Source organism: Deinococcus taeanensis (genome assembly GCF_020229735.1).
Classification (GTDB): Bacteria; Deinococcota; Deinococci; order Deinococcales; family Deinococcaceae; genus Deinococcus; species Deinococcus taeanensis.
In genome coordinates, this window is record NZ_CP083458.1 from 347,784 (window position 1) to 370,468 (window position 22,685).

At 68.5% G+C, this 22,685-nt stretch carries 18 protein-coding genes; 5 read left to right on the forward strand and 13 right to left on the reverse strand.

The window, feature by feature from the left end:
* Nucleotides 1-61: 61 nt before the first annotated feature.
* Complete coding sequence (locus LAJ19_RS19260) at nucleotides 62-1,480, forward strand: replication initiator protein A (protein ID WP_225524117.1); 1,419 nt, start codon at nucleotides 62-64, stop codon at nucleotides 1,478-1,480.
* A gap of 782 nt (nucleotides 1,481-2,262) precedes the next feature.
* On the opposite strand, the gene LAJ19_RS19270 is transcribed toward LAJ19_RS19260, so the two are convergent.
* From LAJ19_RS19270 to LAJ19_RS19290, 5 genes are all read right to left on the reverse strand, one after another.
* Nucleotides 2,263-3,003, reverse strand: a complete 741-nt coding sequence (locus tag LAJ19_RS19270) for an ABC transporter ATP-binding protein (RefSeq protein ID WP_225524119.1) — start codon at nucleotides 3,001-3,003, stop codon at nucleotides 2,263-2,265.
* On the reverse strand, nucleotides 3,000-3,845 hold the full coding sequence (locus tag LAJ19_RS19275; protein ID WP_225524120.1) for an ABC transporter permease subunit: 846 nt from the start codon (nucleotides 3,843-3,845) through the stop codon (nucleotides 3,000-3,002). Before LAJ19_RS19275 ends, LAJ19_RS19270 begins: the two co-directional genes overlap by 4 nt.
* Nucleotides 3,842-4,807 carry an aliphatic sulfonate ABC transporter substrate-binding protein gene (locus LAJ19_RS19280; protein WP_225524121.1) on the reverse strand — a complete coding sequence of 322 codons (966 nt, stop codon included), beginning with the start codon at nucleotides 4,805-4,807 and terminating at the stop codon, nucleotides 3,842-3,844. The genes LAJ19_RS19275 and LAJ19_RS19280 overlap by 4 nt, the downstream gene beginning before the upstream one ends.
* Before the next feature lie 97 nt (nucleotides 4,808-4,904).
* Nucleotides 4,905-6,071, reverse strand: coding sequence for an LLM class flavin-dependent oxidoreductase (locus LAJ19_RS19285; RefSeq protein WP_225524122.1), 1,167 nt, complete (start codon nucleotides 6,069-6,071; stop codon nucleotides 4,905-4,907).
* Between the two features lie 86 nt (nucleotides 6,072-6,157).
* The gene (locus LAJ19_RS19290) at nucleotides 6,158-6,391 is read right to left on the reverse strand and encodes a hypothetical protein (RefSeq protein ID WP_225524123.1); all 234 of its coding nucleotides are present in this window, start codon (nucleotides 6,389-6,391) and stop codon (nucleotides 6,158-6,160) included.
* A 480-nt stretch (nucleotides 6,392-6,871) separates the two neighbouring features.
* Here LAJ19_RS19290 and LAJ19_RS19295 point away from each other — a divergent pair, with 480 nt between their 5' ends.
* On the forward strand, nucleotides 6,872-7,129 hold the full coding sequence (locus tag LAJ19_RS19295; protein WP_225524124.1) for a hypothetical protein: 258 nt from the start codon (nucleotides 6,872-6,874) through the stop codon (nucleotides 7,127-7,129).
* An 893-nt stretch (nucleotides 7,130-8,022) separates the two neighbouring features.
* Here LAJ19_RS19295 and LAJ19_RS19300 read toward each other — a convergent pair.
* The 4 genes from LAJ19_RS19300 to LAJ19_RS19315 all read right to left on the reverse strand — a co-directional run bounded on the left by LAJ19_RS19300 (nucleotide 8,023) and on the right by LAJ19_RS19315 (nucleotide 11,305).
* Complete coding sequence (locus LAJ19_RS19300) at nucleotides 8,023-8,793, reverse strand: MetQ/NlpA family ABC transporter substrate-binding protein (protein ID WP_225524125.1); 771 nt, start codon at nucleotides 8,791-8,793, stop codon at nucleotides 8,023-8,025.
* A 35-nt stretch (nucleotides 8,794-8,828) separates the two neighbouring features.
* Entirely contained in the window at nucleotides 8,829-9,614 is a 786-nt protein-coding gene (locus LAJ19_RS19305) for a MetQ/NlpA family ABC transporter substrate-binding protein (RefSeq protein ID WP_225524126.1), read from the reverse strand.
* A gap of 78 nt (nucleotides 9,615-9,692) precedes the next feature.
* A complete protein-coding gene (locus tag LAJ19_RS19310) occupies nucleotides 9,693-10,349 on the reverse strand; it encodes a methionine ABC transporter permease (RefSeq protein WP_225524127.1) in 657 nt (218 codons plus the stop codon).
* Nucleotides 10,346-11,305, reverse strand: a complete 960-nt coding sequence (locus LAJ19_RS19315) for a methionine ABC transporter ATP-binding protein (protein WP_225524128.1) — start codon at nucleotides 11,303-11,305, stop codon at nucleotides 10,346-10,348. Before LAJ19_RS19315 ends, LAJ19_RS19310 begins: the two co-directional genes overlap by 4 nt.
* A 507-nt stretch (nucleotides 11,306-11,812) precedes the next feature.
* Here LAJ19_RS19315 and cphA point away from each other — a divergent pair.
* From cphA to LAJ19_RS19330, 3 genes are read left to right on the forward strand one after another with little or no spacing between them, the layout of a single operon-like run.
* Nucleotides 11,813-14,614: a cyanophycin synthetase gene (cphA, locus tag LAJ19_RS19320; RefSeq protein ID WP_225524129.1), complete on the forward strand. Its 2,802-nt coding sequence runs from the start codon at nucleotides 11,813-11,815 to the stop codon at nucleotides 14,612-14,614.
* The gene (locus tag LAJ19_RS19325) at nucleotides 14,607-15,494 is read left to right on the forward strand and encodes an isoaspartyl peptidase/L-asparaginase family protein (RefSeq protein WP_225524130.1); all 888 of its coding nucleotides are present in this window, start codon (nucleotides 14,607-14,609) and stop codon (nucleotides 15,492-15,494) included. The genes cphA and LAJ19_RS19325 overlap by 8 nt, the downstream gene beginning before the upstream one ends.
* Nucleotides 15,484-16,323 carry a cyanophycinase gene (locus tag LAJ19_RS19330; RefSeq protein ID WP_225524131.1) on the forward strand — a complete coding sequence of 280 codons (840 nt, stop codon included), beginning with the start codon at nucleotides 15,484-15,486 and terminating at the stop codon, nucleotides 16,321-16,323. Before LAJ19_RS19325 ends, LAJ19_RS19330 begins: the two co-directional genes overlap by 11 nt.
* Before the next feature lie 683 nt (nucleotides 16,324-17,006).
* Here LAJ19_RS19330 and LAJ19_RS19335 read toward each other — a convergent pair.
* From LAJ19_RS19335 to LAJ19_RS19350, 4 genes are all read right to left on the reverse strand, one after another.
* On the reverse strand, nucleotides 17,007-17,765 hold the full coding sequence (locus LAJ19_RS19335) for an eCIS core domain-containing protein (RefSeq protein WP_225524132.1): 759 nt from the start codon (nucleotides 17,763-17,765) through the stop codon (nucleotides 17,007-17,009).
* A 3,788-nt stretch (nucleotides 17,766-21,553) separates the two neighbouring features.
* The gene (locus LAJ19_RS19340) at nucleotides 21,554-22,117 is read right to left on the reverse strand and encodes a phage tail protein (RefSeq protein WP_225524133.1); all 564 of its coding nucleotides are present in this window, start codon (nucleotides 22,115-22,117) and stop codon (nucleotides 21,554-21,556) included.
* Nucleotides 22,114-22,293, reverse strand: coding sequence for a hypothetical protein (locus tag LAJ19_RS19345; protein ID WP_225524134.1), 180 nt, complete (start codon nucleotides 22,291-22,293; stop codon nucleotides 22,114-22,116). Before LAJ19_RS19345 ends, LAJ19_RS19340 begins: the two co-directional genes overlap by 4 nt.
* The gene (locus LAJ19_RS19350; protein ID WP_225524135.1) at nucleotides 22,290-22,679 is read right to left on the reverse strand and encodes a hypothetical protein; all 390 of its coding nucleotides are present in this window, start codon (nucleotides 22,677-22,679) and stop codon (nucleotides 22,290-22,292) included. The genes LAJ19_RS19345 and LAJ19_RS19350 overlap by 4 nt, the downstream gene beginning before the upstream one ends.
* Between the last annotated feature and the right edge of the window lie 6 nt (nucleotides 22,680-22,685).

Below are 22,685 nucleotides of genomic sequence, written 5' to 3' on the forward strand. Positions count from 1 at the left end.
AACATATATTCTTTAAACAGAAAAGATCTAAAAGATAAACAACAAACACGGGGAGGGGGCAGTGGCAGACAAGGGAATCAAACGCTTTGACGAGCTCAACATCGCCCGGTTGAGTCTCATCAGCGTTCAGGAGCGCATCCCCGCGGACTACCGTGACTGGAGCGTGGAACTCGAAGACGGAGACCGCCGCTACCGCGTGACCTGCCAGGCTCTGCCCGAGTACGGGGTGCCCCACGGAATCGACACAGACATCAGCGCCGCGCTGGTCAACCTGTACATCGACCAGGGTTCACCTCCCGACGGTACCGTCACGTGTACGCCCTATCAACTCCTCCAGATGGCCGGCCTGGACACCAGCGGGCGGTATTATGCGGCTCTGGATGAAAGCCTGAAACGGCTTACCACCACCACGTACTTCATCTCCGAAGGGTGGCGCGATCATCCCAGAGGGCGCTGGACGAACGTCAACTTCCGGTACATTGACCGCATCGAATTCACCTCGGGTGAAGCGGAAAAACTGGATGCCAGCAGCGTGCTGCGCATCACACTGCCTCAGGAAATTGCCCGCAGCGTGCGCGCCGGCTACATCAAGTCACTGGACCTGTCGTTCATGCAAACCCTCAAGCGCCCTCCCACCCGGGCGTTGTACCGTCTGCTGGACGCGCAGCGCCGCGACCCCGAAAACCCGGATGCGGTGGCCATGGCGTACCAGGTGGGGCTCATGGAGTGGGCAGAAGCCTGCAAGATCGTTACTGATCGGCCCAGCATGGCGCAGCGAACCCTGGACGCCGCCCACGAGGAACTGATCGAAAAGGGATTCCTGAAAAACGTGGAGTACCTGGGGCGCGGCAAGAAGAAACTCCTGCAGTACACCTTCGGCGAAGCGTTCATTCCGCCGGATCCAGCGCTGCTGCAAGAACTTGCGGATCTGGGCGTCACACAGACGCGTGCCCTGCAGCTGGTGCGTGAACATGGTGAGCAGACGGTGGACGACGCAGTCGTGCGGTGCAAGGCAATTCTGGCGGCCGGGTACAAGCCCCGCTCCAAACCCGCTTTTTTTGTGGACGTCCTGAAAAATCCAGGCAAGTACCTGTTGCCCGAAGGGGTCACGCCGCCTCAAAAACAGGCCACCAAGGCCCAGCAGGCCTCGCGGAGGAGTCCGGTACAGCCGACGCTTTTCGAGGCCCCTTCCCGGCCTCCTGAAAAGGAACCTGATGAGGAGACCCGCCTGAAGGTGATGCCGCGCGAACGGCAGGTCGAGGAAGTCATGCGTACACTGACGTTCCTGCTCCGCAACGACCTGAAACTCCAGGAACTCGACACGCTGCGCCTGGCGCTGGACGAAGGCCTCGAAGATCCGCTTGAAATCAAAGCGTGGGCGATCAAAGGCATCAGCGGCGGACAGAAGAGCGCCGTGGTGCGTGACCTGCGGACCCGACTGCAGTTGAGTGCTCTGCCGCCGCAACGTCCACGCCCCTGACGGTCACGGGCCCAGCCGGGCGCGCCGCAGCAAGGGCCTTCCTGCGGGATATGCCGCTCCTGGCACGCTACGGGTTTAGACGGCATATGCGTGGGCGGACCCTCGGGGCTTGACCGGAAAGTACGCGAAAGCGCGCCGGCCCCGCGCTGGGAAGTCGTGCCGAACGGTCGTGAGTGGTGGGGGCAGAAGGGCGGTTTCCACTGTGTCGTCATGGCCGACTACCGTCATGTCCGCGGGCCCGCTCACCTCCAGAGTCCTCCTCTGACCGTTGACAGGCCGCAGACCGGGCAACGATCAGAGCAGGCCAGCAAGGTCATGACTGCCCTGGCGCCGCGAGCCAGGACCAGTTCGCAATTCGCCGGGGACTGGCCCTGCCGTACAGGAAAGGTGCGCGCCGGCCGCTCCGCCAGGAGCATGCAGGCCGGAGGTCAGGGGGCCGGGATCTCGCAGGTGCTGAGCAGTGGGACCGGTACCGAGGTGGTGAGCCGGCAGGCCACTCGGGACCAGGCCGTGCGCCAGGACGGCATGACCATACTGGTTAGATCCAGGAAGCCAGGCAGGTGAATGAAGCTGCCGGCTTCAGGAAGGTTATTCCAGTCGACGCGTCCATGCCAGAAGTGCCGGCGCTCGGGAGAGGGAGGACCCGGCGTGAATTTTGCATGGGTGGTGGGCGCTGCGGTGAAGGACCTTCAGGTATCCGTCAGGTGACGAAGTGTGGGTGAGGAGGGCAAGGGGTCAGGCCCGGCCTCCGGTACAGAGGGCCAGGCCTGCTGGGACGTCGTTTAGTGAAGGCGCGCTTCCAGGTGGCTGCGCAGTTCTTCCAGCTCCGTCCGGCGCCGTGGGCGGGGCGCTCTCACCGGGAGGTCCTCACGCACTTGCCCGCCGGAAAGGAGCAGAACGCGGTCGGCGAGTTTCAGGGCCTCGTCGAGGTCGTGCGTGACGAGCAGGGTGGTGGCCCCCGTTTCGCTGAGCAGGTGGTCGAGCAGGTCGTGCATGGAGGCGCGGGTCAGGGCGTCGAGCGCACCGAACGGTTCGTCGAGCAGCAGCAGGTCCGGTCGGTGCGCCAGAGCGCGGGCGAGCGCAACCCGCTGGCGCTGCCCGCCGCTCAGTTCGTGTGGATAGGCCTGTTCCCGTCCCTGCAGGCCCACGCCACGCAGCGCGGCGCTGGCGTGCTCACGTTCGGCGCGGGTCAGGCCCAGCGCGGCGTTTTCCAGGGCGCCCAGCCACGGCAGCAACCGGTCTTCCTGGAACATCACCCGCACGCGCGCTGGACTGTCACCGGCAGCCTGCACGCGCACCTCGCCGCTGTGCGGCGTGAGGCCAGCCAGGGCGCGCAGCAGGGTGGTTTTGCCGCCGCCGCTCGCACCGATCAGGGCCACGCGTTCCCCGGGCGCGATGTGCAGCGTCAGGTCATGCAGCACCCGCGCCGCGCCGTACTGCACGCGCAGGTGGTGCAGGTGCACGCCCGCGCCGCGGGCCTGCGGCGCGGCGGTGGGGGCAGGGGCCGTCTGCGCCGCTGTCATGCGCGGCCCTGCCAGGGGAGCAGGTGGCGCTCCAGCGCGCGCACCAGCAGGTCGGCGGTCTTGCCAATCAGGGCGTAGATGAGGATGGCGAGCACAATTACGTCCGTGCGGAAGAACTCGCGGGCGTCCATGGCCAGGAACCCGATGCCGCTGCTTGCTCCGAAGGACTCACTGACGACCAGCGCCAGCCAGGAGATGCCCAGCGCGTAGCGCACGCCAACCAGCACGCCCGGCAGTGCGCCCGGCAGGGTCACGCGGCGAAAGGTGTCCAGGGGGCTCAGGCCGTAGACCCCCGCCATTTCCTTCAGGCGGCCGTCGATGCTGGTTACGCCGTGCAGGGTGTTCAGGTACACCGGGAAGAACGTGGCCAGGGCAATCAGGAAAACCTTGCCGCTCTCGCCGATGCCGAACCACACGATCACCAGCGGAATGAGCGCGAGGTTCGGGATGGTGCGGATCATCTGGAAGGGTGTGTCCAGCAGCAGGTTCGCCACGCGGAACGTGCCGGTCAGGATGCCGAACGCAAACCCCAGGCCGCCGCCGACCAGGACGCCCAGCCCGGCGCGCTGCAGGCTGACGAGAAAGTGGTGGCCCAGCGCGCCGCTGCGCGCCAGTTCCCACGCGGCGCTCAGCACCGCGCTCGGGGCCGGCAGCACGCGGGGGTTCAGCCAGCCGGTCTGCGACGAGAGTTGCCACGCGGCGATCAGCATCAGGGGCACCAGCCAGCGCACCCATTCGCCGCTGCGTCCGTCTGCGCCGGGGGCGCGGCGCAGTCGCCGTGGCCGGGGTGCGCGCGTCGTGGCGGCCGGTACGGTGTCCTGGGGCGCCTGAACCTGCGTCATTTGAGCCCCAGCGTGGCCAGCGCAGACCGGAAGGCCGGCAGGGTCACGTAGGTCTGCGGACCGAACACCACGTTGCGTGGCAGGACGCCCGCCTCCCGGAACGCCACGGAGAGGGACTGCAGGGCGCGGGTGTCACTGGCGCGGAAGGGCCGGATGTTAAAGCGGCTTTTCGGAATGGTGATGGCCAGCACGCTTTTCGGGATGCCGAGTTCGTCACTGAGCTGCGAGATCACGGTGGCGCGGTTCACGTTGGCCCAGTTGGCGGTGCTTTCCAGCTCGGCCAGCAGGATCTGCAGCGCACGTTTCTTCTCGGCATCCTTCAGAACCGCACTCGGAACCAGGTGGTACCCGTCGCCGCGGCCCAGGCCGGTGTGATCACGCAGAACGCGCGCCCCGGTGCCCTGAAGAGCAGTGGTCAGGAACGGGTCCCAGATGACCCAGGCGTCGATACTGCCGTTCTCGAACGCGGGGCGCGCGTCGGGCGGCAGCAGGGGCACGAGCGTCACGTCCTTGAAACTCAGCCCGGCACTCTGCAGGACGCTGAACAGGAAGGCGTGGGCGCTGGAGCCGCGGGCGACGCCGATGCGTTTGCCTTTCAGGTCGCCGACCTTCTGAATGGTGGAGGTGTTCGGCACGATGACCGCCTCGGTGGTGTCGGCGGTGTTGACGCTGACCCCCACGTACTTCAGGTCCGCGCCGCCCGCCAGGGCAAACACGCCCGGGGCGTTGCCGACACTGCCGAAATCCACCGCGCCGGCGTTGGCTGCCTCCAGCAGGGGCGGGCCGGCAGTGAACAGCACCCACCTGAAGGTGATGCCCTGCGCGGCGTAGCGGTCAAGCGTGCCGCGCGCCTTGAGGATGTTGGGAATGCCGCCTTTCTGGTACCCGATGGTGAAGGTCACGGCGTTCGCGGCGTTCAGGGCGGACAGGGTCAGGGTGGTCAGGATGAGGGTGCGTTTCATGAGGACTCCTTGAGGCGCCTGGGGTGCAGGTGAGGTGGAGAGGCAGGGGGATGCGGCGCCTGCCCCTCCCGTGGAGGATCAGCGGCTGCGTGACGCGTCAGATGCTGCGGAAGCGCCCCACGGGTTCCGGAACGGGCGTGGCGGTGTGGCTGAGCGTCTGCGCGTCCCGCGGCGTGAAGACCGGACTGGTGCGGCCCAGCGCGGGGAACAGCAGTTCCGCCACCCGGTACGCTTCCTCGAGGTGGGGGTAGCCGCTGAGGATGAAGGTGTCCACGCCGAGCGCCTGGTATTCGCGCAGGGCCGCGGCGACGTTCCCGGGGTTACCGACGAAGGCGGTGCCGGCCCCGCCGCGCACGAGCCCGACGCCAGCCCAGAGGTTCGGCCCGACGCGCAGCGACGCGCGGGTGCCGCCGTTCAGGGCGCTCTGGCGGCGCTGGCCTTCGGAGCCGCTGTTCACGAACGCCTGGTGCGCCTGGGCGATCTGCTCGTCGCTGATGTCCTCGATGAGCTGCTCGGCGGCGGCCCAGGCCTCGTCCTCGGTTGGTCGGACGATCACGTGGGCGCGCAGGCCGAAGCGCACGGTGCGGCCGTGCCGGGCGGCCTCGGCGTGCACCCGGTCGAACTTCGCAGCGACCTCGTCGGGCCGTTCGCCCCAGCTGAGGTACACGTCCGCGTGCTCGCCGGCCACCCGCAGGGCCGGGTCGCTGCTGCCGCCGAAGTAGATGGGCGGGTAGGGACGCTGCACGCTGGGGAGCAGGGCGCGCCCGTCAGTGAGGCTCAGGTGATCGCTGTGGTGCGTGACCGTCTCGCCGCGCAGCAGGGCGCGGAAGACGCCCAGCCACTCGTCCGTGAGGGCGTAGCGTTCGGCCTGGGTGAGGTTCAGGCCTTCAAAGTCGAACTGGCCGCTGCCCGAAACGATGTTCAGGTTGATGCGTCCGCCGCTGATCCGGTCAAGCGAAGCGGTCAGGCGGGCGGCCAGAACCGGGGAGTAGAGGCCGGGGCGCAGCGCGACCAGGAAGCGCAGCTGCCGCGTGAGGCTGGACAGGGCGCTGGCGAGAATCACGGTGTCCTCGTTCGTGCCGCCGGTGGGCAGCAGCGCTCCGTCGAAGCCCAGGGCGTCGGCGGCCTGCGCGACCTGCGTCAGGTAACTGAAATGCGCCGGGCGGGAGGGTTGCCCGAGCTGCCGGCCGTCGCCGCCGGAAGGAATGAACCAGTACAGGTTGGGGCTGGTCAGGGCGGTATGGGTGGGGTCGGTGTGTGTCATGGGTGACCTCGCTGGGCAGAGGGGAGAGGACCTCACTGCGGGTGCAGTCAGTGCAGGGAAGGGCCGGACGGAATGCGGCGCTCAGGTCAGGCGGCGCGGGGGGTGGGCCGGGGTTTCATCGGGCGGGGTCGCGGCGCGGCGGCGGGGTGCGCTTCGCGCTGTACGGTGGTGCGGCCGGTGAGGTACAGCTCAGCCAGGGGCGAGCGGCCGTACGTGCGCTCGAACAGCAGGGCGTGCCATTCCAGCGTCCCGCTGGGGGACGTGACGAGCAGAAGGTCGAGGGTGCCGGGTTTCCAGCGGACGTGCAGGGTCTCGGTCATGATGACTCCTGGGCTTTGGCCTTGGGGGCGGGCGAATGGAGGCCGGTCAGGCCGCAGTCAGCCGTGCTGGTAGCGGCGACATCGCTCTGGGGCGCGTGGGCGCATGGGTTGTCCTTTCAGGGGAGCGCGGGTGTGGCGCTCGCCGCTATCGGTCCCGGGTCGGGCAGGCGTGAAGCACCGGGGAGCAGGGTGAACTCAGGGCGTCAACAACAGCGGGCGCGGCCCTGGGGGCGGCGGCTGGTGGTGGGTTGACCGGACTGGTTCATGCGGCTCCTGGTTGCTGCGGCGTAGACGGGCCTGTTCCCTCAGCCGCTCTGGATAGTGACCCTGTGCAGGGTTGACTGCACCTTAAAACAGATTACAAAACTTGTCAACTTATTTTGGGGGAACCTAATCTGCTGCCCCACAGCGCTCATCGCGTGCCGCCGCATCCTTCCGGAGAACGGGGCGCGCGCCGGCACGATCCCCACCATCTTCACGGTGATGGTGGCCCTGTCACTCCTCGCACTGGGCGCCACGTTCTCCGGCAGAAGCTGCACGCCCCCGCGGTTCGACAAGATCGGCGGCGCCACGGCCGGCCTGATCATGCACACCACGCACCTCATGGACGACCCGGGCGTGCTCATCCTCCCGGTGCTGATAAACCCGGGTCATACCGGTCCGGCGCCCTGCGCGCTCGCCCTGAACCGCCGCCGGATGCACCCAGCGATCAGTCCCTACCGGAACAGAACGAGCTGAACGGCTAACCCCGGAGCGTCAACTCCCCTCATCCCGCTGCAGGGCACGCACCTGTCCGGCCACCTGCCGCTGTCCCGCCTCGCTCAGTGGTGCCGGGCCCCAGGGGCTGGTGGCCCGCCCGCATGGCCAGGACATCTCCCGGTGCCCACAGGCAGTGTAGGCGCACCATCAGGGCCTCATGGCCTTGAAGGACCCCGCACGGTCCGGTGGCCGTCCAGCAGTGCCTCCCACGGTCCTGGCAGGCTCATGCGTTGCGCCGCCAGGTCGTACACCCGCCACCCGTGCCCGGCGTGTACCGGCATCGAACAGGGTGCCCGGGTCCCCCGGCCGCCGGGGGTTGCCGGTGTAAAGGTTCCTGTGAATTGGCTGGAAAGACTTGGTGTGCAATTCGGCGCCTTCCGCACGCGCGTCAGCCCGCTGTTTTAAGGCCCGGCAGGTCCGGGCGGGGCCGCCACTGGCCGGTTCACCAGGAACCGCCCCTCCAGGGGGCACTCTCCTTTGCCGGCCGAAAAGGAAACAGCCCTACATGCCGCTCCCAGTGCCGTCGGGAGGTCCTTCGCCTGGCGGCGTGCGTCCTGCCCTGCCAGGGCAGACCGGCACCTGCAGGGCCGCCAGTTCCGGGTAAAAGCCCTGACGCCCCCGCACGTTTGCCTGGGCATGAGGTGCACCTGCAGGTGGAGCCGCGCGGCGTCCGCCCATGTCCGCATGTGACCTCCACATGGTGGGTGAAGCTGCGCCTCGGGAGCCCTCGCTCCGGCGACTCCAGGGGCCGTGTCCTGTAGGGCCGTCAGGCCGCTGCACGTGGACTGCGCCAGGGGCATTCTGTGCCCGTTAACGCCGAGCCGGGCGCTCAGGGAGAACGGGTCTCACCTGGGCGCCCGGCGGGCTGTGGCTCAGAACGCGGGGACGACGGCGCCTTTGTATGTATTCAGGATGAACGTCCGCACGGCCGGACTTTGCAGGGCCTGCGCGAGCTTCTGGTAGTCAGGGTTCTTCAGCGTAGCGGGTTTTACCGCGAGCAGGTTGGCATAGGGACTGCTGGCGCCTTCAAGGGTCAGGGCGTCCTTGAGGGGGTTCAGACCGGCGTCCAGGGCGTAGTTGGTGTTAATTACTGCGGCGTCCACGTCCGCGAGCGCGCGGGGCAGCTGCGCCGCCTCCAGTTCCCGGAACTTCAGGCGTTTGACGTTACTGACGATATCCAGCGGCGTGGCATTCGTGCCCACACCGGCTTTCAGGCGGAGCAGTCCGGCGCGTTCCAGCAGTTTCAGGGCGCGGCCGCTGTTGCTGGGGTCGTTAGGGATGGCGATGGTCGCGCCGGTCTTCAGGGCACGGAGATCGCGCACGCGCCGGGAGTACAGCCCGATGGGTTCCACGTGCACCTTCGCGCCGGCCACGATGCCCAGCGGGCGGTCCTTCTGGAACGCCGCGAGGTACGGCGCGTGCTGGAAGAAGTTCACGTCGATGCTCCCGTCGGCCAGCGCGAGGTTCGGCTGCACGTAATCACTGAATTCACGGATGACGAGCGTCACCCCCTGTTTCGCCAGGATGGGCTTGATGAAGTTCAGAATCTCGGCGTGCGGCACGGGGCTGGCACCCACGCGGAGGGTACCGGCGGCGGCAGTGGTGGAGAGCAGCAGGGTGGTCAGGATCAGGGGAATGCGCATGGTGGGACTCCTTGAATTCAGAGGTTGGGGGCGGGTCAGAAGGCGGGAACGACGCTGCCGCTGTATTTTTTCAGCAGCCAGGCTTTCGCCTCAGGGCTGGTGAGTGCCGCGGCGAGTTTCCTGAGGTCGGGATTATTCAGCTTGTCGCGGGTGGTGGCCAGAACGTTGGCGTAGGGACTGCCCGCGCCCTCGCGGTAGATGGCGTCGCGTTCGGGATTCAGGCCGACTTCCAGGGCGTAGTTGGTGTTCACGATGGCGGCGTCCACGTCTGCGAGCGCGCGGGGCAGCTGCGCCGCCTCCAGTTCCCGGAAACGCAGCTGTTTGACGTTGCTGACGATGTCCGTTACCGTCGCGCGGGCGCCTGCGCCGGGCTTCAGGCGGATCAATCCGGCGCGTTCCAGCAGCAGCAGGGCGCGCGCACCGTTGCTGGGGTCGTTCGGAATGGCGATGGTCGCGCCGCGCTTCAGGTCCGTGACCTGCGTGACCCGCCTGGAGTACAGGCCCAGCGGCGGCAGGTAGATCTTCTTCACGGGCACGATGTTCAGCGGGCGGTTCTGCTGAAAGGCATTCAGGTAGGGCACGTGCTGGAACAGGTTCGCGTCGAGGCTGCCTTCGCCCAGGGCGACGTTCGGCTGCACGTAGTCACTGAACTCGCGGATGACAAGCGTGACTCCCTGTCTGGCGAGGATGGGTTTGACAAATTCCAGCAGTTCCCCGGCGGGGACGGGCGTGGCGCCCACACGCAGCGTGCCGGCGTGGGCAGGCGCGGCGAGGACAAGAAGGGCGACCGTGACGGGCAGGAAGAACAGGATTCTGGACATGGCAGGGCTCCTTGAGGCAGCGGAGGAAGCGCGGCCCGCCGCGCGGCGGGCATCACGGGTGAAGGAACTGGTCCAGGCTCAGCGGTGATCGGCGCGCGCCGCGGCGCGGTCACCGGCCCACTGCACGCCCTGCACGAGCAGCAGCAGGGCCACGACGGTGGCGATCATCACGCCGGTCTCGAAGCGCTGATAGCCGTAGCGGATGGCGAGGTCACCCAGGCCGCCGCCGCCGATGGCGCCGGCCATGGCGCTGTACCCGATCAGGCTCACGAGCATTACCGTGAACGCGTGAATGAGGGCGGGGCGCGCCTCGGGCAGCAGGACCTTCAGGACAATCTGGGCCGTGGTGGCGCCCATGGCGCGCGCGGCCTCCACCACGCCGTGCGGCACGCCGGTCAGGGCGCCGTCCACAAGGCGCGCCACGAAGGGAATGGCGGCGACCGTCAGGGGCACGATGGCGGCGGTGGACCCGATGCTGGTGCCGGTGAGCAGGCGCGTGAAGGGAATCAGCAGGACGAGCAGGATGATGAACGGCAGGCTCCGGCCGACGTTCACCGCGGCGTCCAGCGTGCGGAACACCAGCGGCTGGCGGCGCAGGCCGCTGGCGCGCGTCAAGGTGAGAAGCACACCCAGGGCTGTGCCGAGCAGTTGGGCGCTCAGCGCGGCGGGCACGACCATCCACAGGGTGTCCAGTGTCGCCTGCCACAGCAGCGGCCACAGCGCCGCCCAGGTCAAGCGTTCACCACCGGGGCAAGCGGCCCGGGAAGCGGCGCGGCCAGGTGGTCGGGGGCCGCCAGCCACACGTCCATGCCCAGCGGGTGTGCCTGCGCCTGCACGATCCGGGCGCCACTGCCGGCCAGGGCGGCGAGCGTGGCGGGGTTCAGGTCCGGCAGGGTCAGGTGCCGCAGCGTCTCGTGGGGCGCCAGGGTCACGTCCGGGCGGTGCGCGTCGAGCAGGGCGCGGGTCACGTCGTGCTGCGGCGCGCGCAGGACGGCGCTGGTTTCGCCGGTTTCGACCAGGGTGCCGCGGTCAAGCACAGCGATATGGGTGGTAGCGGCGCGCACAACCTCAAGCTGGTGGGTCACGATCACGAGGGTCAGGTCCCGTTCCTGCTGAATCTCCAGCAGGAGGGTCAGGATGCCGGCGCTCGTCTCGGGGTCCAGGGCGCTGGTGGCCTCGTCGGCCAGCAGGAGATCCGGGTCCGTGACCAGGGCGCGCGCAATGCCCACCCTTTGTTTCTGCCCGCCGCTGAGCTGCGCGGGGTAGCGCTCTGCCAGGGCGTCCAGGCCCACGAGGCGCAGCTGTTCGCGCGCCAGGGCGTCACGGCGGGCGCGCGGCACGCCGCGCAGCTCCAGCGGCAGGGTCACGTTGCGCAGCACGGTGCGCTGGGCGAGCAGGTTGAAATGCTGGAACACCAGTCCCGTGCGCGCCTGGTGTGCGCGCCGGGTGGTGGAGGTCAGGGCCTGACCGCGCACAAGCAGCTGTCCGGCGTCCGGCGTGTCGAGGCCGCTGATCAGGCGCACCAGGGTGCTTTTGCCGGCGCCGCTGCGGCCGATGATGCCCATGCGGCTGCCGCGGGGCACGCGCAGCGTCAGGTCCTGCAGGGCTGGGGTGTTCTGCCCGGGGTAGGTTTTGCGCACGGACTGGAAGTCCAGCGCAGCGGGTGCGGCTGGGGTGTGGGGGTGTGGCACGGTGGCCTCCGGTGGGTGGGCGGAGGGGACGGCAAGGCAGCAGTCCCCTTCCTGGGCTGTTCGCTTGGGAAGGGGACTGCGTTGGTGCGCTGAACCTGCGGTGAGGTACACCCTTCCTTTACCCGTTCTGCCGCCCGTGGTCATCGTTGGGGCGCGCAGGGCTGGAAAGCACCCGCCGTGATGAGGGCTGGTTGCTGCGGCGGTCCGGGGTCCAGTAACCTCGCGCCGACTCTGGATAAAGGTGACTTCCGGGGGTCGGAAGCCGGACAGGACTCTAGAGCAGTGGACCAAAGTTGTCAACTGCTTGATCCCCGGGTGGTCTTCTGTGAAATGAATGAAGCTGTGTTGGGCGATTTGTCATACCACGAACAGCTTGTCCTAAGTCGAGTACGCCTGTCCTGCACGCGACGAGGCGGTTGAGCGCACTACCTTCTCAGCACGAAGTGGCGCGCAGGCGCCCTTCCTTGCTCTTTGCCCCCCTTTCCCTCCTCGCCGCGAGGTTCCTCTATGACACTGTATGAACCGCAGGACAACGCGTCCGGAACCTTGCCGGCTCCGATGACCGTCCTGGAAAAGCAGATCTACCGTGGCCCCAACCTGTACGGCTACGGCCCCATGATTCGGTTTCAGCTGGACCTCGGCGCGCTCGAAGCCCACCCCACCAATACGCTCCCGGACTTCACGGACCGGCTTCTCACCCTGCTGCCGTCGCTGCACAAGCACGGCTGCTCCTACCGCAAGCCCGGCGGATTTGTGCGCCGCCTGCGCGACGGCACCTGGCTGGGCCACGTCGCCGAACACGTCGCGCTGGACCTGCAGTCGCTGGCCGGCACGCCGGTCACGTACGGCAAGACCCGCTCGGTGCGCGGACGTCCCGGCGTGTACAACGTTCTGTACGCCTACCGTGAGGAGCGCGTCGGACTTATGGCGGGCCTGAGTGCCCTCCGCCTGATCAGCAGTCTGCTGCCGCCCGAACTGCAGGGCCTCGAAGGTCTGTCACGGCTGGTGCCCTCCAGCCTGAGCACCCCCGACCTGGACGGGCCCTTCGACCTTGAAGCCGAACTGAACGGGCTGCGCACCCTGGTCAGGCGCTACGCGCTGGGGCCCACAACGCACTCGCTGGTGCACGAAGCCGAAGCGCGCGGCATTCCCTGGCTGCGCCTCGACGACGAAAGCCTCGTGCAGCTTGGGTATGGCCGGTACCAGCAGCGAATCCGGGCGAGCATCACAGGCCGGACCTCACACATCGCCACCATGACCGCAAGCGACAAGGCCCTCACCAAGCGGCTGCTGGACCGGGCCGGACTGCCTGTGCCTCAGGGCGAGGTGGTGCGAAGCGCGGACGAGGCCGTGGACGCCGCGCGGCGCCTGCGCGGCCCGCTGGTCACCAAGCCGCTGGACGGCAACCACGGCCGCGGCGTGTCGCTGCAACTGCGCACCCCCGAGGAAATCCGCGCCGGCTTTGCCATGGCGCGTGAACACAGCCGCTCCGTGGTGGTCGAAACCTACTTCCCGGGCAACGATCACCGCGTGCTGGTCGTCAACGGCGAGGTGGTCGCCGTGGCCGAACGGGTGCCCGCGCACGTGGTTGGCGACGGCGTCAGTACCGTCGCGCAGCTGGTGGAGGTCGTGAACCGCGACCCACGGCGCGGGGAAGGGCACGAGAAGGTCATGACCCGCATCCGCCTCGGCGCCGCGGAACTTGATGTGCTGGCGCGCAGGGGCCGCACCCCCGAGACCGTGCCGGCCGAACAGGAGGTGGTGTTCCTGTGCGACACCGCCAACCTCTCCACCGGCGGCACCGCGATTGACCGCACCGACGTGATTCATCCGGACAACGCCACCATTGCCCGCCGCGCCGCCAAAGTCATAGGCCTGGACGTGGCCGGCATTGACCTGATCTCCCCGGACATCAGCCAGTCCGTCCATGAGACCGGCGGCGGCATCGTGGAAGTGAACGCCGCTCCTGGCTTCCGCATGCACCTGCAGCCTTCCGAAGGGGAGGGCCGCAATGTGGCCGCGCCCGTCATCGATCACCTGTTCCCTCAGGGCACCCCGTGCCGCATGCCGATCATCTCGATCACCGGCACGAACGGCAAGAGCACCACGGCGCGGATGGTCGCACATATCCTCACGCACGCCGGGAAGACCGTGGGCCTGACCACCTCCACCGGTGTGTACATCGGCGGCGAGCAGATCCTGAGCGGCGATACCACCGGCCCCAAAAGCGCGAAGGTGGTGCTCAGTGATCCCAGCGTGGAGGTCGCCGTCCTGGAAACCGCACGTGGCGGCATCCTGCGCGAAGGTCTGGGCTTCGACCGCTGTGACGTGGGCGCGGTCCTGAACGTCCAGCCTGACCACCTGGGCCTGAAAGGCATCGAGACCCTCGAAGACCTCGCCTGGGTGAAATCCCTCATCGTGGAGGTCGTGGCCGAGAACGGCACCAGCGTCCTGAACGCCGACGACCCACTCACCCTGCGCATGCGCCGGCGCGCACGCGGCACCCTGGTGCTCTTCTCGATGCGCGGCGCCGCCGCCTGCTCACCCGAACTGCTGGCCCACATTGCCGAGGGCGGCGCCGCCGTGGTGTGCGAACCCACCGTCCTGGGGGACGAACTCGTTCTGTACCAGGGCCGCCGGCGGCGCCCCATCCTGCTCGCCCGCGAGATTCCCGCCACGCTGGGCGGCGCCGCGCAGGTCAACGTTCAGAACGCCCTGGCGGCCGCGGCCATCGCGCTGGCCCAGCAGGTGACGCTGCCGGTCCTGCGCACCGCCCTGGCGAGCTTCTCGACGGACTTTGAGCAGAATCCCGGCCGGCTGAACCTCTACACCGGTCATCCGTTTCACGTGCTGCTCGACTACGCGCACAACCCCAGCGGGCTCGGGCAGCTGCGCGACCTGGTGCGCCAGCTGCGCCCAGCGTCAGGCCGCGTGATCGGCGTGATGGGGGTCGCTGGCGACCGCCGTGACGAGGACATCCGCCAGATGGGCGCCCTCGCGGCTGAAACCTTTGACGAGCTGATTGTCCGTGAGGACGAATACCGGCGTGGCCGCGCCGCAGGTGAAGGCGCGCGTCTGCTCGTTGAAGGCGCCGCGAACGCCGGCATGAGCACGGAACGCATCCAGACCGTGCTGCCTGAACCCGACGCCGTCCAAGCGGCTTTGAGCGCCGCGAAGGCCGGGGACCTCGTGGTGATTCTCGTTACTGAGGTTGAGCAGACCTGGGCGCAGATCCGCGCCTTCCAGCCTGGACCACACGTCACCCGCCGCCTCGGCGGCGAACCGCAACAAGGGGCCTCCCATGACTGACACACCGCCCAGATGGGCCATCATCCTGCACGGCGGCGCGCATCAAGTTCCACGTGGACAGGAGGGCGCCAGCCGGGCTGGGTGCCTCGTCGCCCTGAACGCCGGCCAGCAGATCCTGGACAGCGGCGGCAGCGCCGTGGACGCCGTTGAGGCGGCCGTGCGCGTCCTCGAGGACAATCCCACCTTCAACGCCGGGTACGGCAGTGACCTCACGGCCGACGGTGAAGTCGAGATGTGCGCCTCCATCATGGATGGCAACACTCTGGACGTCGGTGCCGTCTCGGTGCTCCAGGGTGCACGTCACCCGGTCAGTGTCGCGCGGTTGCTGCTGCGCGAGGAAGAGATCCTCCTGGCTGGGCCTGGCGCCCGGCGTTTCGCCGCTGAGCGCCACGCAGAGCTGTGTGACCCGGCCGAGTTGATCGCTCCCGACAAGCAGCCGGGTCAGCCGAGCAGCGACACGGTCGGGTGCCTGGCGCTGGACGCCGACGGTCACCTTGCGGTGGCCGTCTCCACCGGTGGCCTGGAAGGCCAGCGGCAGGGCCGCGTCGGGGACTCGCCACAACCAGGGTGCGGCTTCTATGCCGAGGATGGCGTAGGGGCCACCGCACTGAGCGGTGACGGTGAACAGATTGCGCGCATGATGGCCGCGGCGCGCATTATGCACCAGCTGCCGGGCGTGCCCCCTGAGCAGGCGGTGGCCAGCGCCGTGCAGGACATCCGCCGCCGCGTTGACGGTCAGGCCGGCGCCATCGCCCTGACCGCCCGGGGCATGATCGGCTGGGCGCACGTCAGTCCTCACATGCCGGTCGCCTACCAGACCGCCGGTCAGGCGCCACAGGTGTTTCTGAGTAAACAGGAGGAGGCCAACGATGGCAGGTGACGCAGGCAGCTGCCCCGGACAGGGCACCCTCATCATTATTGGCGGGCACGAAAGCAAAAGCGGAGACCGGCCCATCCTGCGCGAAGTTGCCAGGCACGTTCAGGGTAAACGCCTGGTGATCGCCACGGTCGCCTCCCACAAACCCGAAGGGTACTTCGAGTCGTACGAGGAGGGCTTCACCGACCTGGGCCTGGGCGACCTGGCGGAACTGTACGTGGAGGAACGCGCTGAGGCGATGCAGGACGACACCCTTCGCCTGCTTGACGACGCCGGCGGCGTTCTGTTCAGCGGCGGAGATCAACTGCGCATCACCAGCCAGATCGGAGACACACCCGTCGAGGCGCGCATCCGCGAGATCTTCGAGGCGGGCGGCGTGATTGCCGGGACATCCGCCGGGGCGTCCGTGATGTGTGAAACCATGCTGGTCAAGGGCACCGGCACGGCCTCATACCGCATTGGTGACCTGCAGATGGCTCCTGGCCTGGGCCTGGTGCGTGGGGTCATCATCGACCAGCATTTTGCAGAGCGCGGCCGGATCGGCCGGCTGCTCGGGGCAGTGGCGCAGAACCCCCGGGTGCTCGGCGTCGGGATCGACGAGGATACGGCCATCGTGATGCGCGGTGAGCAGTTCCGGGTGATCGGCAGCGGCGGCGTGTACGTGGTTGACGGCTCAGCGATCACGCACTCCAACGTTGCCGAGGCAAGCACCGAGGAGATCCTCTCGCTGCATGGCGTGCACCTGCACGTTCTGTCCGCAGGCGATACCTTTGATCTGAAGCGCCGCCGCCCCCACCCGGGCGATCTGGACGCACAGGCAGAACAGAGTTAGTCCAAGAAGTCGTCAGACCATGCCTGAGCACCACCGCCCCCGCAGGGAACCCCAGCGGACACTGGATCACAGCCGACCTTCAGGTACGGTGAACCCGTTCAGAAGAAATGCGGCATCCGGCGTCGCACCGGCATGAGAAGCTACGGTACACATGGGCGGTCACGAGAAGGCCAACGAGGAACAGGTCCAGCTGTTGCTGACCTCCCTGGCGGAACTGCTGGGTTCCTCCAGCAGTCCACTGGACACAAACGCAGCCGGCCCGGTCCGCCCTGCCGCTGACGCCAAGACGGTCGGCTGTGCCCCACACTCTTCCGCACCCCTGGCCGATCCCGCGAGAACCTGCCCATAGAACATCACAGGAGAGGGTAACCGGCAGACGACCGGTGCCCTCTCCGTTGGTCGACTGCCATACGCTCGTCCCTGCTGGGATCGGCTCTGGCCGGCGTTTAATCGACGACGGGCAGCGCAGGCGGAATGAACAGCCTTCCGCCCTGACCATGGAGGGCGAACAGGTTCAGTGTGGTCAGCGGTATCGTTTGACCCGCAGGTGCGGGTCCAGGTCTCACTCGTGCTGCCGCGCTGCAGCAGAAAAGGCGCGTCTGGTGGAACGCGCTTTCTCTGCTGAACCTGGGGCGGTCAGAACAAGTCCTCCGGCCGCTGCCTGCGACCGAACCCGCCTGGACTCAGTGCCGGCGGAGTTCGTTGCCCAGACGCTCCCTCAGACGTGCGTACACCTCACGGGCCACCTGGTCCAGGTCAACCGCTGCGGCAGGCGCGGCGCGGCGCCCCACAGCCTGCTCTTTGGACGCCGGCGCGCTCGGCGCCGGGGCGGTCGGTTGTGGCCGCTGATTGGCCGCGGCGTGCAGCCACGCCCCGGGCGTTGCCTGAGCCGGGGCCGCCGGCATGTGTGTGTCCGGAAAGTGTTGCGCTTCGGCAGACACCGGCCGCATGGCTCCCACCGCCCGAGGCGCACGTGCGGGCGGCGAGGGAGCATCCCAGCCCGGCAGAGGCTCCCAGGGCGCCGGGAGGCCGGGAGCGCGGTCCACCGGCACAGCCGACCGCGAAGGAACAGTGCGGGCCTGTACCGCCCATTCCGTAGCGAGGGCCACGTGCTCTTCGTTCCCCACTGCGGCGGCCGGCGCACCTGGAACGCGGAGCACGTCCGGCACGAACAGCGGTTGTGTGGCCCGGAGCGCGTGCGTCATTTCATGGGCGGCCAGCGCAACGCCGGCCGGGGTGCTCAGGTCTGTGTCCGGGGATAGGAACACAGTGCGGTCAACGGTGAGGGCGTCGGCGTTCGCAGCGCGTAACGCCTCTGGCACGCGGGGGTTCCGGACGACACGAATATCGCCCACCCGCGTTCCCAGGTTCTGCTCCAGCGTGCTCTGCAGGGACGGAGCCATGGGGGTGCCGTGCCCATCCTCGTGCAGGGCTTCGTTCAACGCATGAAGTGCACGTTGCTCCTGGGAGCGCATGCGGGACACCCGGCGGCTGAGCGCCAGGTTCTGCAGGACTGGGTGCACGTGGGGCGGGCGGTGCACCCCGGGCGTCTGGGCCGCAACCGGTTGCACCGGTAGCTCCATGCTGTCTCCCTGCCGACTGAGTGGCCAGACTGGGGTTTCCATCTGGCGTTGCTCTGAGTGGAGAACTTGTTCTCCGGCGGGCTCACCCTGCCCGGGCAGCACCGCCCGCAGAGCAGGCGCAGGCACTGGAAGGGAGGACATCCGACCCGACGGAACAAGCGGCGCTTGAAGAAAGGAAGGCCGCTGCTGCGGTACAGCAGTAGGGCCGTATTCCTCAACGGCAGAGGCCTGAAGGCGCCTCGCTTCGAGCGGACGGGCCAGCGGTCCGTCTGAACTCGCCTGGCCAGGCGCCACCGCCTCGGTGCGCCGCGCCTGAGCGGCCGCACCTTTGTCGCCTAGAACAGCTGGTTCCTCCTGCAATGGAATGGGCAGGGCCCCTGCAACGTTCACTGCCGTGGGTTGGTGTGGCAGCACAGGAGGGTAAATGTCAGGACGCTGCCCTGCGTCCGCGAGCTGAGGGCCAGAAGGCGTGGGTGGATCGGTGGGCTGAATCTCTGACGCGGCGAAAGGTCGGCGCGACTCCTGCATCCCCGGATGCTCCGGAATGCTCCAGGGTGCGGCTGTGGAACCCCTGCTCTCCAGGTGCGGTGTGGCCCTAAGACGTGGCGGTTCCGTGGGCCACATCCTTTCAGGAGCGGCGCCTGGAACAACAGGGTGGAACTGAGCGTCCTCGGCACCTGGACCGATGGGGCGTGGCGCATGATCGGCAGAACCTGCCGTTTCCACTGGAGCAGCCGGCGCAGCGGACACTTCACGTCTGGCTTCCCGGACCTTGCGGAAAGGGGATTCAGGTACCACGAAAACCGACGGGACCCGCGTGCGCAGGCCGGGAAGAGCGAGGCCACCCGGTTCACCGACGCCAGGGGCGGGCAGCACGGCCGGAAGGAAGGTGGGAAGCGGAGCAGAGAGCTGAACGCCAGGGGCTGGGACGCCCCGCGAATACGGAGGAACGGCCGCGATAGGATCCGGAGCTGCCGTCAGGCCTGGGGGAACGACAGGCGGTACACGGCGCTCAACCTCCCCAGGTCCCGCTTCCACCCCCCGCAATGCGTGAACGTCCTGCGGGACCTCAATGACACGCTGCTGAGGAACGCTGAACGTCGGGTCGTGGCTGTCAGCCGGACGGGGTGATTCACTGTCGGTCAGCAAAGCAGGGGCTGGGTCCGCACTGGCAGGCGGAGCTTCCACGCTTGCGGGTGCAGCGTCTCCGGGGGCGCGTTGAGCAATGGTGGACCTGCCGGGGAGCGCCGGAATGGGCCGTTCCAGGCTGGGTTCTGCCGGATCATCAACCCGGCGTGGAGCCAGTGGCGCCGCCTGGAACGTCGGGTCGTAGATGTCAGCCGGACGGGGTGATTCTCTGTCGGTCAGGAAGGGAAGGGCTGGGCCTGCGCTGGCAGGCGGAGCTTCCACGCTCGCGGGTGCAGCGTCTCCGAGGGCATGCCGTGAAACGGCGGACATGCCAGGGAGCGCTGAAATGGGCTGTTCCAGGCTGGGTTCTGCCGGGTCATCACCTGGGCGGACGGCCAGGGGTGCCGCCATCCCTTCAGGCGGCACCCCTGCTGGACGGACCGTCACAGTGGGAGCGGCGGCCTGTGGCATCACGGGGTGCGGCCGAACATCGACCAGAGGAGCCCAGTGGACCGGGGCGGTTAATGGCGCCTGAAGCGGCAGGGGCGCCGTTCCCCTGGCGTCATGGGCAGCGACTGGGACGATGGGGGTGTCGTGTGCCGTCACCCTGGGCTCCCCTTGTTTCAGCGGTGTGCCCGGGGCGGAGGAGACGGTGCTGGGGGGCGCGGGCTGAGTGCTTGGGAATGCACCGGGGAGAATGGGAGACTCCCGGCGTTCCTGTGGGCCTGGACTCAGGGGTTGTTCCGCAGGAGAAATGGCCTGCGGTTCAGGGAGCAGTGCGGCAGGACGCTCCGGTACAACGACCGGGTGGGCGCCGGTCACGGCCGGCCGCGGCGCCGGGGTAGCCATCTGCCCAGTTTCGGAAGGTTCATCATCCGGCTCTGCCGCCGGCCCGGGGTCTGGCTGGTGGTCAGTCTGCCCGGGAGGTTCTACTGGCAGCGGTATCGGCGAGGTCTGGTCCGCCAGGCTGTGGGGTGTGGCCGCCGGGTGAAGCGTCTCAGGAGGGCTGGCGGGTGTGCCGGGCGGGGCTGTGTCTGGCTCCTCTTCGGGGCCGTCCTGGCCCTGGGACTGGCCCTGCGGTTCACGGCCCTGCCCGCGGCTGCTGCGTGCCCGGACGCGGGTCGTTGCGCGATTGGCTGGGGGCAGGGCCGCGCCCGCTGGCAGCGCTGGGGGCGCCTCGAACGTGGGCTCGGGGGGTGCGACCACGTTCTTTTCCGGATGGTGGTCCTGCCAGTTCTGCAACTCGTGAAAGGGAAGAGCGCTGGCTTCCACCTCGCCGGTGGCTTCCAGTTCCGCAAAGCGGTTCAGGCGGGCAAGGATGTTCTGCGACACGTCCTGCGGGATGGGGGGGGCCGGTTTGATTGTCTCCTGAACTGGCGCCGGAGACGGGCCGGGGCGCAGTCCGGTGGGGCGGGGTTTTCGTGGCAGGCGCACAGGGATGTCGTTGTTCCCGGCCCGCAGAATCGCTTCGAGCTCCCGGCGTTCACGCTCCTGCGCCTCGCGCCGCGCCGCTTCTGTCTCCTCCGGGGAGGGCGTGGCGTCCGCATGGACCAGGTGGGTCTCGGCCGGTATTGCCTGAGGTTGATCAGCGGTGGGCTCTGCAGCGGCCTGAACCGGTGGCGTGGGCGCCACCGGTGCTTCAGGAAGGGGCGCCTCAGAGTCAGCAGGAACGTGAACTGGTCTGACTTCGGGGAGGGCCGTCTCGGGAACGGGAGCCTCGTCGGGTAACGCTGCCGTGAGCTGCTCAGGTGCAGTCTGGACCGGCACTGGCGCAGTGTGAGGCGGGTCCTTCTGCCCTGTGGCGGCGGGAGGGGACGGCTCATCCAGTGGCCTGAGCGCGTCCAGGGGGGTGGTCAGCGCTGTCGGCCAGGGCGCCTCAACGGCCGGGGCCGCGCTGGAGCGCGTGGAACCAGCGTCCACGGGGAAGGTGGCTGCCGCGGGCTCAGGGCGTTGCGGTTCGTCGGGAAGCGCGGTGTTCAGCGCGAGGGTCTCCAGGAAGGACGCGGGCCGCAGGGGGCGGGCTTCTGGAGGCGCGGAAGTCGGCGCCGCTGCGGGGTGAGCGGCGGGTGCAGCCGGCAGGAACGCTGGCGGAAAGGCTGTAAGGCCAGCGGCTTCTACGGCCTCAGTGTCCCCGTAGGGGTCCGGTGTGACCGGGGTGGGGACGGCCGCGGCGCGCGGCGCAGGCACCGGGATGGGAGCACTGTGGGCCCACAGGGCGGCGTCAGGGGCGGGGGCCGCCAGAAGTGGCCGGGGGGCCCCCGGAGCGGCTGGCGACGCCCAGGCTTCCGGTGTGTGTTCGTCCGGTGGCCAGGGCGCGGGCGCGGGCGGCAGCGCGATCAACCGTGCGGGGACCCGCCGGGTGCGGCCCGGAAGGGGGAGGGACGGAACTGGGAGCGGCCCAGGCCTGACCTGGGCCGGCGCGCCGCTCTGCTGGGTGAGGGCCATGCGCGTGGCGTTTTTCAGGCGGCCAAGCCGCTCGTCGAAGATGCTCACGAAACTCCTTTCTGGGGGTGGGGCCGTTACTGGCTGACCTGCAGGAACCCGGCGTGGGCGAGTTCCAGCGTTTCGACCGCGACCGCGTCACCGTTCCCGGTGAACTGGGGGCCGCTCCACTTGACCGGGTAAGCCTGAAGCAGCTCGAACCGAACGAGAACGGTGCCGCTGGTTTCGTACACGATGATGGTGACGTTACGGACGTCCATGTAGCCCTGCACGATGTTCAGGTGCCACTCGAGCAGTTTCTGACCGGCCACCACACCGCGTTTCAGGGTCAGATTGCCGACCTTGGACCGCACGGGAAGGCGCAGTACGCGGTCGTTCACGCCGCCTTCAATGAAGTCCATGGTTTCCGTCTCGATCTGAAGGCCGCTGACTTCGCTGAAGGCCGCCTGCTCCAGGCCGTCGATGGCGACGTGGTAGCGGTGGTTGGACAGGATCCGGTGGGCCGCTTTCTGCGGGACGGTGTCCAGGGGCGCGGCGGTGCGGCGCGGCGTCAGATCGGCGCGGACAGTGCCCAGGGGCGTGTCCAGCCGTGCGTGAACGCCGCCGCGCACGGACGCGGTGACGCGGGGGTTGAAGCTCATCGTTCACCTCCGGTGTGCCGGGCCTGCTCCACACGCAGGTCCTCCAGCATCAGGGCGTAGACCCGCCGCGTGACCTCATCAAGGTCAACGGCGGCGGGTGTGGGGGCGCGGGTCCCGACCGCGTCGGGGGCGGCGGGCCGGGTGGGCGCTGCGTGCTGGGGGTTGGGGCGGGTCATGCGCCGGCCAGGTCAAGTTCCAGAACGGCGCCGCAGTGCGGGCATTCAGTCTCGACGGTACTTTCAGCGCCTGCGGGGGCACCCGCAGTGGGCGCGGCGAGGGTGGGGGCGGTGTTCAGGTGGGTGTACAGCTGCTGCAGGTGCGCGAAGTCGGCGGCGGGCAGGACGGCCAGGACGTCGGGCGTGACGGGCGAGAAGGGGCCGAGCCGGGTGATGACGCGGGAGAGCAGCAGCAGCGGATAGTAGGCTTCGTTGCGCTGCACGCGTGGGTCACCGAGCGGCTCGATTTCGTCCAGGGCCGTGGCGAGGCGCATAACCCCGCTGCGGTGAACCTGCCCGTCGGACGTGAACAGTCCGACGGGCAGCATGAATGGCAGGTCGTTCACGCTTCA

Coding starts and splice junctions, on each gene's coding strand:
- LAJ19_RS19270 (WP_225524119.1), bottom strand. CDS start 3,003: ATGACAGCGGCGCAGACGGCCCCTGCCCCCACCGCCGCGCCGCAGGCC.
- LAJ19_RS19275 (WP_225524120.1), bottom strand. CDS start 3,845: ATGACGCAGGTTCAGGCGCCCCAGGACACCGTACCGGCCGCCACGACG.
- LAJ19_RS19280 (WP_225524121.1), bottom strand. CDS start 4,807: ATGAAACGCACCCTCATCCTGACCACCCTGACCCTGTCCGCCCTGAAC.
- LAJ19_RS19285 (WP_225524122.1), bottom strand. CDS start 6,071: ATGACACACACCGACCCCACCCATACCGCCCTGACCAGCCCCAACCTG.
- LAJ19_RS19290 (WP_225524123.1), bottom strand. CDS start 6,391: ATGACCGAGACCCTGCACGTCCGCTGGAAACCCGGCACCCTCGACCTT.
- LAJ19_RS19300 (WP_225524125.1), bottom strand. CDS start 8,793: ATGCGCATTCCCCTGATCCTGACCACCCTGCTGCTCTCCACCACTGCC.
- LAJ19_RS19305 (WP_225524126.1), bottom strand. CDS start 9,614: ATGTCCAGAATCCTGTTCTTCCTGCCCGTCACGGTCGCCCTTCTTGTC.
- cphA (WP_225524129.1), top strand. CDS start 11,813: ATGACACTGTATGAACCGCAGGACAACGCGTCCGGAACCTTGCCGGCT.
- LAJ19_RS19325 (WP_225524130.1), top strand. CDS start 14,607: ATGACTGACACACCGCCCAGATGGGCCATCATCCTGCACGGCGGCGCG.
- LAJ19_RS19330 (WP_225524131.1), top strand. CDS start 15,484: ATGGCAGGTGACGCAGGCAGCTGCCCCGGACAGGGCACCCTCATCATT.
- LAJ19_RS19340 (WP_225524133.1), bottom strand. CDS start 22,117: ATGAGCTTCAACCCCCGCGTCACCGCGTCCGTGCGCGGCGGCGTTCAC.
- LAJ19_RS19345 (WP_225524134.1), bottom strand. CDS start 22,293: ATGACCCGCCCCAACCCCCAGCACGCAGCGCCCACCCGGCCCGCCGCC.